Origin of the sequence: Thioalkalivibrio thiocyanodenitrificans ARhD 1, assembly GCF_000378965.1 — a bacterium.
In the GTDB taxonomy this organism is placed as follows: Bacteria; Pseudomonadota; Gammaproteobacteria; order Ectothiorhodospirales; family Ectothiorhodospiraceae; genus Thioalkalivibrio_A; species Thioalkalivibrio_A thiocyanodenitrificans.
The window spans coordinates 2428804-2445086 of record NZ_KB900536.1 but is presented as its reverse complement, the minus strand read 5'-3'; the positions used below and the strand labels follow the sequence as shown (position 1 = coordinate 2445086).

Sequence of the window (16283 nt, the reverse complement as noted above, 5' to 3'; positions counted from 1 at the left end):
TTGAGGAGAGACCATGTCCGAACACTATGACCTGATCGCCATCGGCGGCGGCAGCGGCGGCCTGTCGGTGGCCGAGCGCGCCGCCCGTTTCGGCGCACGCTGTGCGGTGGTGGAGTCCGGGCGTCTGGGCGGGACCTGTGTAAACGTGGGCTGCGTACCCAAGAAAATCATGTGGTACGGCGCAGACCTGGCGCACCGTCTGCGCGACGCAGCGGATTACGGTTTCGACCTCCGGGTCGGAGGCTTCGACTGGGCGGAACTGGCGCGCAGGCGCGAGGCCTACATCAGCGGCATCAACACCTGGTATCACACCTACCTGGAGGACTCCGACGTGGCCGAGATCCCGGGCCACGCTCGCTTCGTGGAGCCGCGGACCCTGGATGTGGAGGGGCGCCGCATCAGTGCCGATCACGTGGTCATCGGCGTAGGCGGTCGGCCGGTGATCCCGGACGTGCCGGGCGCCGCACTGGGCATTGACTCCGACGGCTTCTTCGCCCTGGAGCACCGGCCCGAACGGGTGGCGGTGATCGGCGCCGGGTACATCGCCGTGGAACTGGCCGGGATGCTCAATGCCCTGGGCACCCGGGTGAGCATGTACCTGCGTCGCGAGACCTTTCTGCGCAGTTTCGACCCCATGCTGCGCGACACGCTCATGGAACAGATGCTCGCCGACGGCGTGAACGTCCTGCCCCGCACGGCCATCACCGGGCTGACGCGGACCGCGGGCGGCATCAGCGTGGCATGCGAACAGGCGGAAAGCGGCGGTGAGTACGACGCGGTGATCTGGGCCGTGGGGCGCAAGCCCAACACCGCGGACCTTGGCCTGGATGCGGCGGGTGTCATCCGGGACGGGGACGGCTTCATCCCGGTGGACGGATTTCAGAACACCAATGTCGAAGGCGTTTACGCCATCGGCGATGTCACCGGCGGGCCTGCGCTGACGCCCGTGGCCATCGCCGCCGGGCGCCGGCTGGCGGACCGCCTGTTCGGCGGACAGCCCGAGCGGCGGCTCGTCTACGAGAACATCCCCAGCGTGGTGTTCAGCCACCCGCCCATCGGCACCGTGGGGCTGACCGAGGACGAGGCCCGCGAGACTCACGGCGATGCGGTGAAGGTCTACACGACCCGCTTCACCGGCATGTTTCACGCCTTGACGGAGCACAAGGTGATGACGGCCATGAAACTCATCACAGTGGGGGCAAAGGACAAGGTGGTGGGCGCGCACATCATCGGCCCCGGCGCCGACGAGATGCTCCAGGGTTTCGCTGTGGCCATTCGCATGGGTGCAACCAAGCAGGACCTGGATGATACGGTGGCGCTGCATCCCACCAGCGCGGAAGAGCTGGTGACCATGAGATAAGGCAGTGGCAAGTGGCTAGAAGGAAGGAACAAATGATCCGATCGTTTGAGGGGCATGTGCCGGACATCCACGCCAGTGCGTGGGTGGACGAGATGGCGCTGGTGGTGGGGGAGGTGACCATCGGGGCGGACAGTTCGATCTGGCCCATGACGGTGGTGCGGGGGGACATTCAGCGCATCGAGATCGGGGCGCGCACCAATATCCAGGACGGCTCGGTGTTGCATGTTACCCACGACAGCCGGTTCATGCCCGGCGGCCTGCCGCTCTTAGTGGGTGACGACGTGACCGTGGGGCACAAGGTGGTGCTGCATGCCTGCACCATCGGCGAGCGCTGCCTGATCGGCATGGGCAGCGTGGTCATGGACGGGGCGGTGATCGAACCGGACACCCTGCTGGGGGCCGGCAGCCTGGTCACACCCGACAAGCACCTGGAGGGCGGTTACCTGTGGCAGGGCAGCCCGGCACGTCGGGTGCGGGAACTCACCGACCGCGAACGCGAATACCTGCGCTACTCCGCCGAGCACTATGTTCGTCTGAAGAACCGCCATTCGGACGCATGACCGGATTCTCCGCATTTGCCGGTCGCGGTCGTCCCGTTACCCGACGAGTTCCTGGAGCACCCGCACGTGGAGCGCCTGATCCTCCGGATCGTGAAGGACAAAGCGCACGTGGCGGACGGAGCGCAGTTTCGATGCCTCATCGGCAACGGTGCCAATCGCGATGCGGGCGGCGGCATCCATGGGAAAACCGAATGCACCCGTGGAGATCGCCGGAAACGCGAGCGCCCCGATATCCGCCTGGTCGGCCAGGCGCAGGGCATTGCGGTAGCAGGCGGCCAGCAACCTGTCCGAAGGCTCGTCCCGCCCGTAGACGGGACCCAGGCAATGGATCACGAAGCGGTTCGGGAGCTGCTGCCCGCTGGTGATCACCGCCTCGCCCGGTTCGATGGGCGCGAACTCGCGGCACTCCTGATCGAGGCCCGGGCCGGCCGCACGATGGATCGCCCCGGCGACACCGCCGCCCGGGCGCAATTGGGCATTGGCTGCATTCACGATGGCGTCCATGTCCGGCTGGCGCACGATGTCGCCGGTGACGCATTCGATCACCACCCCACGCAGGGTCCTGCGATCCATGGAAGGAATCCTCGAAACGAACGCCTGTGTCGTCCGAGGATAGACAATGTTCGCCGGAACCGTCGAGTGCCCGGGCTCGGGAAGGGGTGAGGGGTGACAGGTGACAGGTGACAGGTGACAGGTCAGGCATCAGGCGAGGGGTGGAGGGATCGCGCGCAGGCACGGGCGCACCCCTTTCGCCTGACACCTCACGCCTTCCGGCCAGGCCTCAGGTCAGCGGAATGAGGGTCAGCTCCACCCGCCGGTTGAGGGCGCGCCCCCCGGCGGTGCTGTTGTCGGCGACGGGCCGGTGGGGCCCGAAGCCGATGGTGTCGATGCGCACCGGCTGGATGCCCTGGCCCGCCAGGTAGCGGGCCACGCTGTCGGCCCGACGCTGCGAGAGGCCCATGTTGTGTTCCACGGTGCCCGTGCTGTCGGTGTGCCCTGCCACCTCGATGGCGGTCTTGTCATACTTCTTCACCACCAGGGCCACGGAGTTGAGCACTTCGTAGAACTCCGATTTCACCTCGTCCCGGTTCACGTCGAAGGTCACATTACCCGGCATGTTGAGGATCAGGTGGTCGCCGTCGCGGGTGACGCTCACGCCCGTGCCTTCCAGCTCCCGGCGCAGTTCCGCCTCCTGCTGATCCATGTAATTGCCCACAGCGGCGCCGGCCAGCGCGCCGATGCCGGCGCCGATCATGGCACGCTTGGTGCGATCGCGACGGCCGGTGACATTGCCGATCACCGCACCGGCGGCGGCGCCGATCAGCGCCCCCTGGGTGGCGCGGCTGGTCCGCTCCTCGCCGGTGTACGGGTCGAGCGTGGTGCAGCCTGTGAAGCCGACGATACCGGCCAGCAGAAGCGTGAGAAGCGGCTTGTTCATGGCGATCTCCGGGAAAGGCGGTTCACAATTCACGGTTCAAGGTTCAAGGCTGGAAATGCGGATTTCATTGGCTTGGGGCACGCACCCTTGAGCGTTGAACATTGAACCTTGAACGTTGAACCTTGAACCTTGAACCTTGAACCTTGAATTTCATGATGCCTCGGTTGAATGAATCAGGGCTGAACGGGCCTCAGGACCCGGATCACGGGCGCCGTCCTCGGCCGGATGCCCCGCCACAGGGCGAAGGACTCGGCGGCCTGTTCCACCAGCATGCCGAGGCCATCGGCGGTGCGTGCCGCGCCGTGGGCGACGGCCCAGCGCAGGAAGGCCGTGGGCCGATCCCCGTACATCATGTCATAGCAATCCACCCCCGGGCGCAACAGGTCATCGGGCAACGGCGGCACCTCATCATCCAGCCCGGCGGAGGTGCCGTTGATCAACAGGTGTGAATGGCGACCCCGCAGGCTGTCCAGGTCCCCGCCGGTAACCGGCCCAAGGTCCGCGAAATCCCGGGCCAGTTCCTCCGCCCGGCTGCCCGTGCGATTGGCGATGTGCAGCCCCGCCGGCCCCTCGGCCAGCAACGGCGCCAGCACACCGCGCACCGCGCCGCCCGCGCCCAGCACGAGGACCTCCCGGTCGCGCAACCGGATACCCAGGTTGCGGGTCAGATCGGTGACAAGCCCCACGCCGTCGGTGTTCTCCCCCAACAGCCGCCCGTCATCCTCCACCTTGAGGGTGTTGACCGCCCCGGCGCGCCGCGCGCGGTCCGTCAGTTCGTCGGCCAGCACAAAGGCCTCGCCCTTGAAGGGCACCGTGACGTTGAAGCCCCGATAACCCCGCGCTACCAGATCACGCACGGTGCCCGCAAACCCGTCCAGCGGCGCCAGCACCGCCTCGTAACGCAGCGCCTGCCCCGTCTGCTCGGCAAACAGCGCGTGGATGCGGGGCGACTTGCTGTGGCCGATGGGGTGGCCGATGACGGCGTAATAATCCATAAGATCAGTGGCTAGTGGCTAGTCTCAAGTGGCAAGGAACACCACCCTCACCCCGGCCCTCTCCCTGAAGGTGAGGGAGAACGGCCCTTGATTTTCCTTGCCACTTGCCACTTGAGACTAGCCACTGTCTTTAAGCCATTCCGCCACCTGCCGGGCGTAATAGGTGAGGATGCCGTCGGCACCGGCGCGCTTCATGGAGGTGAGCGCCTCCAGCACGCAGGCGCGCTCGTCCAGCCAGCCGTTCTGCGCGGCGGCCTTGAGCATGGCGTACTCGCCGCTCACCTGGTAGACGAAGGTGGGGGCGCCGAACGCGTCCTTGACCCGGCGCACGATGTCCAGATAGGGCATGCCCGGCTTGATCATGACCATATCGGCGCCCTCCTCCAGATCCATGGCCACTTCCCGCAGGGCCTCGTCGCCGTTGGCCGGATCCATCTGGTAGGTGTACTTGTTGCCGGCACCCAGGCTGGCGGCGGAACCTACCGCGTCGCGGAAGGGACCGTAGTAGCCGGAGGCATACTTGGCGGAATAGGCAAGGATACGCGTATGAATATGCCCGGCCTCCTCCAGGGCCTCGCGAATCGCGCCGATGCGGCCGTCCATCATGTCCGAGGGGGCCACCACGTCCGCACCCGCCTCGGCGTGGGAGAGGGCCTGCTGGATCAGTACATCCACCGTCTCGTCGTTCATCACGTAACCGGTGTCGTCGATGAGTCCGTCCTGGCCGTGGGTGGTGAACGGGTCCAGGGCCACGTCGGTGATCACCCCCAGTTCGGGTACGGCGTCCTTGACGGCGCGGACCGCCCGCTGGGCCAGCCCCTCCGGGTTGAAGGCCTCCGCCGCATCCTCGCTCTTTGCCTCCGGGGGCGTGACCGGAAACAGCGCCATGGCGGGCACGCCGAGCGAGGCGCAGGCCTCGGCCTCGCGGCACAGCAGATCCACCGACAGGCGCTCCACCCCCGGCATGGACGGCACCGGTTCGCGGCACTCGCGGCCTTCCAGCACGAACACCGGCTGAATCAGGTCATCGGTGGTCAGCCGGTGTTCCCGCATCAGGCGCCGGGAGAACGCATCGCGGCGCATGCGCCGCGGGCGCGACAGGGGAAAATAGCCGTTGTACTGGGACATGCTGCGAAACTCCGGAGGATGGGTGATGCCTGCGCCGCAAGCGGCAGCCACAGGATAGCCGAAGGCCGCCCGCCATGCATGGGGCGATGCGCTTCCGGGGCCTCGGCATAGGCCGGACAGCGTCCCGTCCGGGCGCCGGGATCCCATCGCGCTTCGAACCGCGCTTGGCGACATCGGGTATGATTTCGCTGCAACAGGCACCGCTCGTCGGGCGATTCGACCGGCGGCTGGCCGCAGTGACGGCGTTGGGCTACTGTTACCGGATATAAATGGCATTGATAAACAAGGGGATGGGGCCCGGCATGCACCGCATCGTCGTGGTGGAGGAATCAACGACACTTCGCTACATCCTGTGCCGGGGCCTGGAAAGGCACGGGTTCGAGGCCGTGGCGTTCGACAGCCCGGCGGCTGCGCTGGCGCGGCTCACGGACACTGCCGGGACATCGGACGTAGACGGCGTTCTGCTGGGCTGGTCCGCGGTGCCCGGCGAATCGGCACATCCTCTGCTCGCCTGCCTGAACCAACCCGACTATGCCCATCTGGCCGTGGTGCTGCTGACACAGGAGCTGGCGGACCCGCTGGTCAGGTGGGTCCAGGAGCGCCGCCTCTCCGCCCTGGTCCCGTGGGATGACCATCATGAGGTGGGCGGTACCCTGGCGCTGATGCTCAACCCCGCCACGGTGGCACCCGCCCGCCCGGACCGGGGTATCCGGATCCTGCTGGTGGACGACTCCCCCAGCGTACGCTTCTTCTATCACCGCCTGCTGAGCCGGGAGGGCTATCAGGTGGAATCCTGCGCGGACCCGGGCTCCGCCTTCGAGCTGGCGACCCGGGACCACTTCGACCTGGCCGTGGTGGATCACTTCATGCCGGGGGAGAATGGCGACCGGCTCTGTGCCCGCCTGAGGGCGGACCCGCGGACCGCCCACATGGAGTTGGCGGTCCTGACCGGCGTCTACAACGACGAGGTGATCCGCAACTGCCTGGAAGCGGGTGCTGTGGAATGCCTGTTCAAGAACGAGGCGGAGAACCTCTTTCTCGCACGTATCGGGGCACTCTGGCGGTCCATCCTGGCCCACAAGGAGGTGGAGGCCGGACGTTCCCGCCTGGAGGCCATCCTGACCTCGGCCGGCGACGGGATCTACGGCGTCGATACCGAGGGGCGCATCACGTTCATCAACCCGACCGCATGCAGCATCCTGGGCATTTCCGGACCGGAGGAGGTCATGGGCCAGTCGGCCCACATGTTGTTCCACGCGGTCAATCGCCAGGGACGTCCGGTGCCGCCCGAGCGATGTCCGCTCAGCCGGGCGTATGCCCGGGGCGACACCCTGGGCAGCTGGGAGGCGGTGTTCCGGCACCGCTCGGGGCGGCTGATACCCGTGGAGGGCAGTATTCAGCCGCTGGTGGAATCCTACCGGGACAGGGGTTCGGTGGTGGCCTTCCAGGACATCTCCGAGCGCAATGCCATGGAGGCGCAGCTGCACTGGCAGGCCGAGCATGATGAACTGACCGGGTTGTACAACCGGCGCTACCTGGAACGGGCGCTGGAAGCGGAACACGCCCGCTGTCAGGCCACCGGGCTGCAGAGCGCGGTACTGGTCCTGGATCTTGACCGCTTCAAGTACGTCAACGACACGGCCGGTCACCTGGTCGGCAATACCCTGCTGGTGGACGTATCCCGGCGCCTGCGTGCGCACCTGGGCGAGGAACTGGTACTGGCCCGGCTGGGCGGGGACGAGTTCGCCCTGATCCTGCCCCAGACGGACGCGGAGGGTCTGAACCGTGTCAGCGAGGCGTTGCGACGCCTGCTCCATGAAACCGTCTTTCGGGTGGACGAGCGCAATTACCGGCTGAACATCAGCATCGGGGCCGCCTGGCTGGGACGCGGCAGCGAGACCCCGGCCGATGTGCTGGCCAACGCCGATATTGCCTGCCATGTGGCCAAGCAGGCCGGAAGCAACCAGTTCCACGTGTGCGAACCCGAGCAGGATGTACGCGCCTTCATGGGGCGGGATCTGGCCTACGTCGAACAACTCCGGGAGGCGCTGGAACGGGACACGTTCGTCCTCCAGTTCCAGCCCATCCTGGCGGTGGCCGGGGGCGGCGGTCGCCGCCCCCGGGAGCAGTACGAGACCCTGATACGGCTCAAGGGCAGCAACGGCGGTCTGATCCTGCCCGGCGAGTTCATTCCCGTGGCCGAACGCTTCGGCCTGATCCCGGAGATCGACGCCAGGGTGGTGGCGCGTGCCCTCCGGGAACTCCGTGCCCTGCATGCCGACGGTCGCAACGTGGTCCTGAACGTCAACCTGTCGGGCCGCACCCTGGGCGATCCGGGGACCCTGAAGCGCATCCAGGATATGGTTCGCGCCACCACCGTGGACCGTACCTGCCTGGTCTTCGAGATCACCGAGACCAGCGCGATCCTCAATCTCTCCGCCGCCCGCGAGTTCATCGACACCCTGCGCACCCTGGGCGTACGCTTCGCCCTGGATGATTTCGGCACCGGGTTCTGTTCCCTGTCTCACCTCAAGCAACTGCCGGTGGACATCGTCAAGTTCGACGGGCAGTTCGTCCGTGATCTGCACAGGGACGAATCCGACCGCACGATGGTGTCCGCCATGAACGACATCGTGCACGCCATGGGCCTGATCAGCGTGGCCGAGTTCGTGGAATGCGACGAGGTCCTGCAGATCCTGCGCGGCATCGGGGTCGATCACGTGCAGGGACATTATCTGGGCCTGCCCGCGGACGAGCCGCGGCCGGTGACCTTCCCGGAACCGGCACCCGCGCTGACCGGATTCGAAGGCCTGCCCCAGGACAGGCTGCACTAGTGTCGTGTCTCAGGATTCAGGCGCGCCGGGACGAATCACCCTTCCCGGCCACCGTCTTCAGACCCAGTCCCTTGGTTTGAGATAGTGCGCATACAGGCGCGCCTCGGGCGTGCCCGGCTCCGGCTGCCAGTTGTAGCGCCAGCGCACCAGGGGCGGCAGGGACATGAGAATCGACTCCGTACGCCCCCCCGACTGCAGGCCGAACAGGGTGCCCCGGTCGTAGACCAGGTTGAACTCCACGTAGCGCCCTCTCCGATAGAGCTGGAAATCACGCTCCCTGTCTCCGTAGGGGGTGGCCATGCGCCGCTCCACGATGGGCAGGTAGGCGTCCAGGTAGTGGTCACCGACACTTCTCATGAAGGCGAAGCTGCGCTCGAAACCCCACTCGTTCAGATCATCGAAGAACAAACCGCCGATGCCCCGGGGCTCGTTGCGGTGCTTGAGAAAGAAATACTCGTCACACCACTGCTTGTATCTCGGATAGACCTCGGCACCGAACGGTTCGCAGGCCCGCCGCGCCACGGTGTGCCAATGCACGCAGTCCTCGTCCTGCCCGTAGTAGGGCGTCAGGTCAAACCCGCCGCCGAACCACCAGATGGGATCGCAACCCTCCTTCTCGGCGATGAAGAAACGCACGTTGGCATGGGAGGTGGGCACATGGGGATTGCGGGGATGAATCACCAGGGACACGCCGGTGGCCTGAAAACGGCGTCCGGCCAGTTCCGGACGATGGGCCGTGGCCGAGGGCGGCAGATTGTCGCCCATGACGTGGGAGAAGTTGATACCCGCCTGTTCGAACACGCGCCCTTCCGATAACACCCGGCTGCGCCCGCCGCCGCCTTCGGCCCGGGTCCAGCTGTCCTCGAGAAAGGCCCCCTCCCCGTCCACGCCGGCAACACCCCGGCAGATGCGCTCCTGGAGTCCGGTGAGATAGTCGATGACAGGGTCAATGGCGGCGTGTTCGGTCATGGCGCGGGCGGTCTGTCCGGAATCGAAGATGCACGGTACCGCCTGCGCGCAGTAATCTCCAGCCCCGGGGGCACACCGGATCCGCGCCGGCCGGCGCGCGCGCTTGACCGTGATCATGGTTCCCGACCCCGACACTCGGATATTCTGGCGACCAAGGAGGAAACCATCGATGCACACATTCAGCGAGTATCTGGGCGGCGATCATCAGCGCTGCGACGAACTGTTTGCCGTGGCCGAGCAGGCGGCGGCCGCACGTGACGCAAAGGCGGCCGACGCCCACACGCGCTTCGTGGACGCCATGGAACACCACCTGCGCATGGAGGAGGATGTCCTGTTCCCGGCCTTCGAGGAGGCCACCGGCAACAGCATGGGGCCGACGGCGGTGATGCGCCACGAGCACGGGCAGATGCGTGAACTGTTCGGGCAGATGGGCGAGGCACTGGCAGTTGGTCGTTTCGACGACTACCTGGGCGCATCGGAGACCCTGCTGATCCTGATGCAGCAGCACAATGCCAAGGAGGAGCAGATGCTCTATCCCATGACCGACCGGATGCTCGCCGGCCGGCTGGAGGAACTGCTGCGGCAGATGCGGGATCTGCAATGAGCGAGGTCCTGCTCGATGTCTCGGCACTGGAGGCGCCCGAACCCCTGCAGCGGGCCATCGAGGCCGCACGGGGCCTGGGCGACGGGCAGTACCTGCACATGGTCCACCGCATGAAGCCCCTGCACCTCTACCCCTGGCTGGACGCGCAGGGCTTCGACAGCGACACCCGCCGCAGATCCGACAATTGCGAGGTCTTCATCTGGCATCGCGACGACGACGGCGCCGCACGGGCCGCACGGGCGGCCGCCGCATCCCTGCCCCCCTGGCACGAATGACGGCGTGAACGCGGGCGCGCTCAGTCTTTCACAGACCCCGCCCCTGTGGGTGCCACTGCGCTTCTTTCTCACCGCGCCGCTGTTTCTTATGGCGGCCGGGCTGACCCTGATGTTCGCCCCCGACGGGCTGTTCACAACCCGCTGGAGCCCGGCGATGCTGGCGCTCACCCACATGCTGACCCTGGGCTTTCTGGGGATGTGCATGGCGGGCGCGGTCCAGCAGCTGGTGCCCGTACTGGCCGGCGCGCGCCTGCCACGGCCCGAGGGTTTCAGCCGGGTGCTGTACGGACTGTGGACACCGGGCACGGTGCTGCTGGTGGCCGGCATGGGCCGGGGATGGCAGATCGGGCTGCAGTCCGGTGGCGCGCTCCTGGCGATGGCGATACTGCTGTTCGTCACCGTATGCTGCCATGCCCTGTGGCGCTCCGGGTCCCGCCACGAGACCATCCCCGCCATGGCGCTGGCCCTGCTGGCCCTGCTGGGCAGCGTGGCGCTCGTGATCTGGCTGCTGTGGCGGTCCGGCTGGCAGGTGCCGCTCGCTCATCCCATGACCCGCCTTCACATCGGCTGGGCCTCGCTGGTCTGGATCACGGGGCTGATCATGGGGGTCGCCTACCAGGTGGTGCCCATGTTCCAGCTCACCTCGCCCTATCCCGGGTGGCTGCGTCGGGCGCTGGTGCCGCTGGTGGTGCTCCTGCTGTCCCTGTGGAGTCTGTGGCCGTCGGTCTGGCTTTCACTGCTGCTGGCCGCAACCCTGGCGGCTTTCGGCCTGTGGACACTCCGGCTGCAGCAGTTCCGGCGCCGCCGGATCCCGGACGCCACACTGGACTTCTGGCGCGTGGCCATGGGCTCGCTGCTGCTGGCCGTGCTGGCCTGGGTGGTGTGGCTCTACCGGCCCGACGCGCGGGTGGAGGTCCTGATCGGGGTGCTGTTCCTGGCCGGCTTCGCCACGGCGGCCGTCAACGGCATGCTCTACAAGATCGTGCCATTTCTCATCTGGCTGCACCTCACCAACCGGCGCGGCAATCAGGCCGGGCTGCCCAACATGAGACAGATCATCCCCGAATCCCATGCACGCCGGCAGTGGTGGCTGTATCTTGCATCGCTGGTGCTGCTGTCACTGACCGTGATGCTGTCACTGCCGCCGTGGCCCGCCGGCCTGGCCTGGGCTGCCAATGGAATGTATCTGTTCTGGAACCTGTGGGGGGCGGTGCGTAAGTACCGGGCGTATCGGGATTAGTCAGTTGTCAGTTGTCAGTTGTCAGTTGTCAGTTGTCAGTTGTCAGTTGTCAGTTGTCAGTTGTCAGTTGTCAGTTGTCAGTTGTCAGTTGTCAGTTGTCAGGAGCGTGGCGGGCTGTGGCGGCATGTCAAGGGGGGGCTCTTGCGGGTGACGGCGGAAGGCTTACTAACCCCGGATGACCTCGCCGGTCAGCACGTCCCGGATCTCGCTGGGGCGGTCCCGGCCGCCCACGGGGCCGGCGAGGACACCGTCCAGCAGGCGCCCAAGGCCGGCTACCGCTGCTGCCGCGGTGCGGACCGGCTCCTCCCCGGCGAGGTTGGCGCTGGTGGACACGACGGGCCCGGCATGCCGGCAGAGTTCGGCGGCAAGCGGATGATCGGTGACGCGAACGGCCAGGGTATCGTGCTCACCGGTAAGCCAGCGGGGCGTCCCGGGGCGGGCGGGCCACAGCCAGGTCACGGGGCCCGGCCATGCGGCCCGGGCACGGGCATCGGCGGCCTCGTCCAGGGAACGAAGATACGGTGTCAACTGTTCGGGATCTGCCGCGATCAGGATCAGCCCCTTGGCGGGATCGCGGCGCTTGATCGCCAGGAGGCGCGCCACGGCCACGGGATCGCGCGGGTTGCAGCCCAGGCCGAAGACCGCCTCTGTGGGGTAGGCGATCACACCCCCGCTGCGAATGACCGCGGCGGCCTTTCTCGGGCTCCTGATCAGGCGGTGGGACGGGGGCGCGGGGCGGGTCATGGCCCGGTTCAGCGAGGGATGCCGGCCCCGGACTCACGGGAGGCGGCGCCGGACTTGGCACCGGAGCCCTTCGCCGCGGATTTCTTCGTGGACTTCTTCTTGGGCGCGGCCCGCTTCTTGGCCGCAGCCTTCTTCTTCGGGGCCGCCTTCTTCTTCGGGCCCGCCTTCTTCCCGGGCGCGGCCTTCTTCGCGGCACCGCGGCGGCCCTTGCGCTCGGGCGCGGCTGCCAGCAGCGCCTGGCATTCCTCCAGCGTCAGGCTCGCGGGGTCTCGGTCCTTCGGGATGCGGGCGTTCTTGCTGCCGTTGGTGATGTAGGGACCGTAGCGTCCGTTGAGCACCTGCACCCCGGCATCCTCGAAGACACGGATATACTTGTTGGCGTCGGCTTCCTTCTTCTCGGCCACCAGCTCCAAGGCCCGGGGCAGTTCGATGGTGAAGGGATCGTCCTCGGGCTTGAGCGAGGCGTAGCGGCCGCCGAACTTCACGTAGGGGCCGAAGCGCCCGATGTTCACCTGGACCGGTTCGCCCTCCGGCGTCTCGCCCAGTTCCCGGGGCAGCTTGAACAGCTCCAGCGCCTCTTCCAGGGTGACCAGGTCCATCTTCCGGCCCGGGGGCAGGCCCGCGAAGCGGGGCTTCTCCTCGTCGTCCTTGGTGCCGATCTGCACTACCGGCCCGTAGCGGCCCATGCGTACGCTCACCGGGCGCCCGCTCTTGGGGTCGGTGCCCAGTTCGCGGGCCTGCACGGCCTCGGCGCGGGTCACCGTGGCCTCCTTCTCCTGGACCTGATCCCGGAAAGCGCTCCAGAAACCCTCCATCACGGGAATCCATTCCTTCTCGCCGCGGGATATCTCGTCCAGCTCGTCCTCCAGCCGGGCGGTGAAATCGTAATCCACGTACCGGGCGAAATGCTGGGTCAGGAAGGCGTTCACGATGCGCCCGATATCCGTGGGGATGAAACGCCGGCTGTCCATCTCCACGTACTCGCGCTGTTGCAGCGTGGAGATGATGCTTGCGTAGGTGGAGGGGCGGCCGATACCGTATTCCTCCAGGGTCTTCACCAGGCTAGCCTCCGTGTAGCGCGGCGGCGGCTCCGTGAAATGCTGTTCGGCGCGAAGTGCCTGGAGCGTCACTGTATCGCCCTCGGACAGCGGCGGCAGGATGCGTTCGTCACTCTCCTCCTTGGCGTCGTCCCGGCCCTCCCGGTAGACGGCCATGAAACCAGGATCGCGCACCGACGACCCGGACGCCCGGAACAGGTGGCGGTCAGTGCCGGCCGCCAGATCCGCGGAGACGGTGTCCAGGGTGGCATGCAGCATCTGGCAGGCCACGGTGCGCTTCCAGATCAGGTCGTAGAGCTTGAACTGGTCCGTGGTGAGGTGGCGCTTCACCTCATCGGGCACACGCATGGCCGAGGTGGGCCGTATGGCCTCGTGGGCCTCTTGGGCATTCTTGGCCTTGGTCTTGTACTGGCGGGGGTGTTCGGGAAGCTTGTCGCGACCGTAGCGCTGCTCGATCAGGCCTCGGATCTCGGCCAGGGCTTCGCCGGCCAGGGTCACCGAGTCGGTACGCATGTAGGTGATCAGGCCCACGGGCCCGGACCCCAGATCGACGCCCTCGTAGAGCTGCTGGGCCACGCGCATGGCACGGCTTGCGGAGAATCCCAGCTTGCGCACCGACTCCTGCTGGAGGGTGGAGGTGGTGAACGGCGGCGCCGGGTTGCGCCGACGCTGCTTCTTCTCCACGCGGGCCACGCGCAGCCTTCCGCCTGCCGCGGAGAGCAGGGTATCGCGGGCGCTGTTCGCCGCGGTTTCGTCGGCGATGTCGAACTGGTCCAGCTTGCGGCCGTCGAGGGTATGGAGTTTGGCGTTGAACCCCTCGCCGCCCTTGTCCAGGTCCGCCTCCAGCGTCCAGTATTCGCGGCTGACGAAACGCTCGATCTCTTCCTCGCGCTCCACGATCATGCGCAGCGCCGGGCTCTGCACCCGGCCGGCGGAGAGACCGCGCTTGATCTTCTTCCACAGCAGCGGCGAAAGATTGAAACCCACCAGGTAATCCAGGGCGCGGCGCGCCTGCTGGGCGTTGATCAGTTCGAAGGACAGGCCCCGGGGGTGTTCGATGGCATCCTTCACCGCCCGCTGGGTGATCTCGTGAAATACCACCCGCCGGACCTCCTTGCCGTCGAGCGCGCCGCGATCCCTGAGCAGCTCGTAGAGGTGCCAGGAGATGGCTTCGCCTTCGCGGTCCGGGTCAGTGGCCAGCAACAGGGAATCGGCCTTGCGCAGCGCCTTGATGATACTGTCCACGTGGCGTTCGTTGCGCTCGATCACCTGGTAATTCATCCGGAAGCCGTGCTCCGGATCCACCGCACCCTCCTTGGGCACCAGGTCGCGCACATGCCCGTATGAGGCCATCACCTCGAAGTCGGGTCCCAGGTACTTCTTGATGGTCTTGGCCTTGGCGGGGGATTCTACGATGACCAGGTGATTACCCATGGACCGGCCACCCCCTGTGTGGAACGGGGGGCATCAGTGCAGGAACTCCGGGGGACTCTCGAACATCATGCTCTCCAGCCAGGTATACGCGGCCTCCTGGTCCGGCTGGTTGAACAGCACCATGAGCGTGACCCATTTGAGCTGATCCAGGCTGATATCCTCGGCCTCCAGGTCCATGATCCGGTCCACCACCAGCTCGCGGGTGGCCGCGCCGAGCACGCCGTTCTGTTCCAGGAACAGCAGGAAGCCGCGTGCACGGGCATCCAGCCGCTCGGCCTCACGGTCGGTATAGACGCGCAGGGCCGTGCCGTTGACGGGATGTCCGATGGCGTCCTCCTGGTTGGCCAGGTTCTCCAGCCACTCGAAGGCCTTGTCGATCTCCGCGCCGGGAAAACCCGCCTCCAGCAGCTTGTCCTGAAGCTGGGTCCGGTCCGGCTCGATCTCGGTATCCTCGTCAACATAGTTTTCAAACAGGTACATGAGCACGTCTAGCACGTTTTCTTTCATTCTCAGGGTTCCGGCTGATGGCGAACGTAGCGTCCGCCGGAGAGTGAAGCCACCTGACCGCGAAGCTCCATGAGCAGGAGCATGGAGGAAACGGCCTCGACGGTCAATCCGGTGCGCGAGACCATCTGATCCACGGTCACCGGGTCGAAACCCATGGCCTCCAGAAGCCGTTCGTGGTCCGGATCACGCGCTTCATCAGAGACTTGCGCATCATCCGCCGCAGGGCTCGGCGGCGCCGCAGCCGCTGTCACCGGACGCAGAATGGCCGCCAGTTCCTCCAGCACGTCGTCGGCGGTTTCCACCAGTTTGGCGCCCTGGCGGATGAGCCGGTGACAGCCCCTGGCCACCGGATTGTGGATGGATCCGGGCATGGCGAATACCTCCCGGCCCTGTTCGGAGGCACAGCGTGCGGTGATCAGGGAACCGCTGCCGAGCGCCGCCTCCACCACCAGGGTGCCCGCCGACAGGCCGCTGATGAGGCGGTTGCGCTGTGGGAAATGCTCCGCGCGGGCGTGGGTGCCCACGGGGAACTCCGATACCAGCGCGCCTCCGCGGGCGATGCGATGGGCCAGATCCTTGTGGCGGGCCGGGTAGATGCGGTCGGGGCCGGTGGCCATCACCGCCACCGTGGCGCCATGTGCGTCCAGGGCCCCCTGGTGGGCCGCCGCATCGATGCCCAGCGCCAGGCCGCTGGTGATCACCAGTCCCGAGCGGGCCAGGTGGGCGGCGAACGCCCGGGCCGACTCGGTGCCGCCGGGCGTGGGGTGGCGGCTGCCCACCACCGCCAACTGCGGGTCCGCCAGCACGTCCGGGTCCCCGATCACATACAGGACCCCCGGCGGCGCGGCGATCTCGCGAAGTATGGGCGGGTATCGGGGGTCGTCCAGGGTCAGAATGTGATGATCCGCCCCTTCGGCCCACCGCAGATCGGCGGACACGCCGGGCGGCACTTCGCGCCCGTCCAGGACAGCCAGCGCCCGGTCACCCAGCCCCAGGGCACGCAACTGGCCACCGGGGGCCGCGAGAATGGCGCCGGGTGTGGAGAACCGCGCAAGCAGGCGGGCGAGGGTGGCGGGACCCACCTCTGGCGCATGGCGGAGGCGCAGCCAGTCTTCGAGGACGTCCCTGTCCACGAAC

Annotated in this window: 15 protein-coding genes; 6 read left to right on the top strand and 9 right to left on the bottom strand. The window is 67.0% G+C overall.

Annotation, left to right across the window (positions count from 1 at the left end; genetic code table 11):
* Positions 1-13: 13 nt before the first annotated feature.
* Together gorA and THITHI_RS0111585 are read left to right on the top strand one after the other, a co-directional pair.
* A complete protein-coding gene (gene gorA, locus THITHI_RS0111590) occupies positions 14-1360 on the top strand; it encodes a glutathione-disulfide reductase (RefSeq protein WP_018233261.1) in 1347 nt (448 codons plus the stop codon).
* 32 nt (positions 1361-1392) lie between these two features.
* Entirely contained in the window at positions 1393-1920 is a 528-nt protein-coding gene (locus THITHI_RS0111585) for a gamma carbonic anhydrase family protein (protein ID WP_018233260.1), read from the top strand.
* A gap of 36 nt (positions 1921-1956) precedes the next feature.
* Here the strand turns inward: THITHI_RS0111585 and THITHI_RS0111580 are convergent, their stop codons facing one another.
* The 4 genes from THITHI_RS0111580 to hemB all read right to left on the bottom strand — a co-directional run bounded on the left by THITHI_RS0111580 (position 1957) and on the right by hemB (position 5481).
* Entirely contained in the window at positions 1957-2493 is a 537-nt protein-coding gene (locus tag THITHI_RS0111580) for a macro domain-containing protein (protein WP_018233259.1), read from the bottom strand.
* A 208-nt stretch (positions 2494-2701) separates the two neighbouring features.
* A complete protein-coding gene (locus tag THITHI_RS0111575; RefSeq protein ID WP_018233258.1) occupies positions 2702-3358 on the bottom strand; it encodes an OmpA family protein in 657 nt (218 codons plus the stop codon).
* A 173-nt stretch (positions 3359-3531) separates the two neighbouring features.
* Complete coding sequence (gene aroE / locus THITHI_RS0111570; protein WP_018233257.1) at positions 3532-4353, bottom strand: shikimate dehydrogenase; 822 nt, start codon at positions 4351-4353, stop codon at positions 3532-3534.
* Positions 4354-4470: 117 nt separating this feature from the next.
* Positions 4471-5481: a porphobilinogen synthase gene (gene hemB, locus THITHI_RS0111565; protein WP_018233256.1), complete on the bottom strand. Its 1011-nt coding sequence runs from the start codon at positions 5479-5481 to the stop codon at positions 4471-4473.
* 269 nt (positions 5482-5750) lie between these two features.
* Here hemB and THITHI_RS0111555 point away from each other — a divergent pair, with 269 nt between their 5' ends.
* Positions 5751-8315: an EAL domain-containing protein gene (locus tag THITHI_RS0111555; RefSeq protein ID WP_018233254.1), complete on the top strand. Its 2565-nt coding sequence runs from the start codon at positions 5751-5753 to the stop codon at positions 8313-8315.
* Positions 8316-8372: 57 nt separating this feature from the next.
* On the opposite strand, the gene hemF is transcribed toward THITHI_RS0111555, so the two are convergent.
* Positions 8373-9284 carry an oxygen-dependent coproporphyrinogen oxidase gene (gene hemF / locus THITHI_RS0111550; RefSeq protein ID WP_026186288.1) on the bottom strand — a complete coding sequence of 304 codons (912 nt, stop codon included), beginning with the start codon at positions 9282-9284 and terminating at the stop codon, positions 8373-8375.
* A 169-nt stretch (positions 9285-9453) separates the two neighbouring features.
* Here hemF and THITHI_RS0111545 point away from each other — a divergent pair, with 169 nt between their 5' ends.
* Genes THITHI_RS0111545 through THITHI_RS0111535 form a run of 3 tightly spaced genes read left to right on the top strand, consistent with a single transcriptional unit; the run spans position 9454 to position 11403 of the window.
* Entirely contained in the window at positions 9454-9888 is a 435-nt protein-coding gene (locus tag THITHI_RS0111545; RefSeq protein WP_018233252.1) for a hemerythrin domain-containing protein, read from the top strand.
* Positions 9885-10163 (top strand): DUF2249 domain-containing protein, encoded by a 279-nt coding sequence (locus THITHI_RS18950; RefSeq protein WP_018233251.1) that lies wholly within the window; start codon positions 9885-9887, stop codon positions 10161-10163. Before THITHI_RS0111545 ends, THITHI_RS18950 begins: the two co-directional genes overlap by 4 nt.
* Positions 10164-10167: 4 nt before the next feature.
* Positions 10168-11403 (top strand): hypothetical protein, encoded by a 1236-nt coding sequence (locus THITHI_RS0111535; RefSeq protein ID WP_018233250.1) that lies wholly within the window; start codon positions 10168-10170, stop codon positions 11401-11403.
* A gap of 165 nt (positions 11404-11568) precedes the next feature.
* On the opposite strand, the gene THITHI_RS0111530 is transcribed toward THITHI_RS0111535, so the two are convergent.
* The 4 genes from THITHI_RS0111530 to dprA are packed head-to-tail and all read right to left on the bottom strand — an operon-like array spanning position 11569 to position 16279.
* Entirely contained in the window at positions 11569-12147 is a 579-nt protein-coding gene (locus tag THITHI_RS0111530) for a Sua5/YciO/YrdC/YwlC family protein (RefSeq protein WP_018233249.1), read from the bottom strand.
* Between the two features lie 8 nt (positions 12148-12155).
* On the bottom strand, positions 12156-14639 hold the full coding sequence (locus THITHI_RS18945; protein WP_018233248.1) for a DNA topoisomerase I: 2484 nt from the start codon (positions 14637-14639) through the stop codon (positions 12156-12158).
* 33 nt (positions 14640-14672) lie between these two features.
* Positions 14673-15146 (bottom strand): DUF494 family protein, encoded by a 474-nt coding sequence (locus THITHI_RS0111520; RefSeq protein ID WP_026186287.1) that lies wholly within the window; start codon positions 15144-15146, stop codon positions 14673-14675.
* A 2-nt stretch (positions 15147-15148) separates the two neighbouring features.
* Positions 15149-16279 (bottom strand): DNA-processing protein DprA, encoded by a 1131-nt coding sequence (gene dprA / locus THITHI_RS0111515; protein ID WP_018233246.1) that lies wholly within the window; start codon positions 16277-16279, stop codon positions 15149-15151.
* Positions 16280-16283: the final 4 nt, after the last annotated feature.